The organism is Sinorhizobium sp. NG07B, from assembly GCF_002532005.1.
Lineage (GTDB): Bacteria > Pseudomonadota > Alphaproteobacteria > Rhizobiales > Rhizobiaceae > Sinorhizobium > Sinorhizobium fredii_C.
Genome location: NZ_NWTD01000039.1, coordinates 1 through 2,197, shown reverse-complemented (window position 1 = coordinate 2,197; position 2,197 = coordinate 1). Strand labels below are relative to the sequence as shown.

Genomic DNA, 2,197 nt, shown 5'->3' with positions numbered 1-2,197 from the left:
GGCAGCCTTATGCTCGGCCGCTACAGTGATTGTAAAATATATGTCAGCGATTACCGCCGGATGCGGTCCCGCACTCTAGAGCTCTTGAACCAAGTGGCCATGAAGGCTGACGTGGAGGTTATCTCTTACCACGACTTTCTCTGCGACCACACAACGTGCAAGACCGAGATCGACGGCAAATACCTTTACAGAGACAGCGGCCACCTTTCCTATGAAGGGTCAGAGCTCATCGCTCGAAAGACGAGACTTGCTGAGAGGCTGATCAGGGCTGCTCGATAGAGCACTTCGGCATGGTTCCGCGTCGACTTTTCAAGACTGAGTTTCTTTGCTGCTGATGGCCGTCACCGAAGTGCGCGGGACACCACGAGATCATGGGTGCCCGATCGATCTATGGCGTAGATGTATGCCATCCAAACAATCGATTTTACGAATTAGTGCGCATGCTTCATTGGAAGAAGATCAATTGACAGAAATCAAGTCCACCGACGCCTTCTGTCGGCGACGTTCTAAGTTATGAGCGAGTAAGTGGAAGATCTACCGAAATTCGAATCAGCAAAAATGTTCTAGAAGGAAACCACTTTCAGATCCTTGCTGCGGTTAGCTAATCGATAAGCATCATGCCTTGGGTCCGCAATTCATCCAGTTGGATCGAGAATTTCATCAGGTCTTCTATGCCGAGCGCGTTTCGAACTGATATCCAAGCCTTGCGGGGCTTGGCTGTTTTGCTGGTTGTCCTTTATCATGCCGGTGTTGAGCCGTTCGCCGCCGGCTATCTTGGTGTGGACATCTTTTTCGTGGTTTCGGGCTTTCTGATCACCAGTCTGATCAGGACGCAGCTTGAGCAATCACGGTTCAGCTTTGGGGAATTCTATTATCGTCGTGCGAAGCGTCTGTTGCCGGCGGCCTATGTCGTCATTGCGCTCACGACGATTGCTGCGCCTTTCTTCCTGTCAGATGTGGGCCTGCGGGAGTTCCATACTCAGGTAATCGGGGCGCTCACATTTACCGGCAACATCGTTTTCTGGTTTCAGTCGGACTATTTCGGGGGAGCCGCAGAAACGAAGCCCCTCCTGCATTTCTGGTCACTCGCCGTCGAAGAGCAGTATTATCTGCTACTTCCTGCTTTCTTGACTTTAACTCCCAGGAGATGGTGGCTCTTAGGAGTTAGCTTGCTACTCGTTGCGAGTTTGACGCTATGTCTATACGTGGCCTCTCGTGACCCATCCGCTGCATTTTATCTTTTGCCGACGCGCTTTTGGGAAATGGCCATTGGTTCGCTGGGGGCTTTGCTTCCGGCCAGTCCTCGCGTGGCTGCCAAGCTTTCGCTGCTGCGCCTCCCGGCGCTCCTGCTTCTCCTCGTTATTCCTATCGCCCCTGTCGGTTCCCAGCACCCGGGCGCAGATGCTGCACTGGTCTGTTTGGCAACCCTGATCCTCCTGCTTGTGCCGAGCAGGAGTAATTTGGCGGTGAGAGGCATGGCAAGGATCGGGGATATCTCGTACTCGCTCTATCTGATCCATTGGCCGGTGCTTGTCTATGTGCGGGCTGTTTGGCTGGGAGACCCTCCTGCGTTTGCGATCTACGCGGCGGTTTCCTTCTCAATTGTCGTGAGCTTAGCTCTTCACCGTTTCGTGGAGGAGCCGTTCCGCAACGGGATCGTCACATCTCGTGGACGGATGGCCTCAGGACTTCTCGCCGCATCGGTTTTTCTAGGCTTCTCGCCCGCAGTCGCCATTGCCGCGACCCAAAGCAAGGTTGACTTCGGCCAAATCCGGAGGATCAATTATGGCTTGGGAAGAGCATGTGATCTTACCCCGGGATCACCTCCTCAGGCTATCCCGGAGGCGTGCCAGACGGCGGACAGGCCCGAATTGCTGGTCTGGGGCGATTCATTTGCTATGGCACTTGTTCCCGGCCTGGCCAAAACAGTCGGTGAAGCCGGACTGGCTCAACTCACCATGAGCGGGTGCCTCCCCGCCGTCGGCGTTGCTGCCTTCTCGAGCCGGGCAGCGTCTCCATATCCCCGTGCCTTCGGCGAGGATTGTATTCGCTTCAATGACAGTGTTTTGGGCATCCTGAAGAACCAGCCGGAGATAAGAACCGTTGCAATCTCAAGCCCGTTTGACGCACCTGTATCCAACGACTTTATGCTGCTTAAGAGGACTGGTGATACCTTCACGGAGGTTGAAACATCGGT

2 protein-coding genes are annotated in these 2,197 nt (G+C 54.3%); both read left to right on the top strand.

What is annotated here, in order from left to right:
• Positions 1-279: SGNH hydrolase domain-containing protein (locus CO664_RS31065; protein ID WP_272938894.1), on the top strand; the 279-nt coding region annotated here is incomplete at its 5' end.
• A gap of 338 nt (positions 280-617) precedes the next feature.
• The coding region (locus CO664_RS29945; RefSeq protein WP_272938893.1) for an acyltransferase family protein at positions 618-2,197 on the top strand (1,580 nt) is incomplete at its 3' end.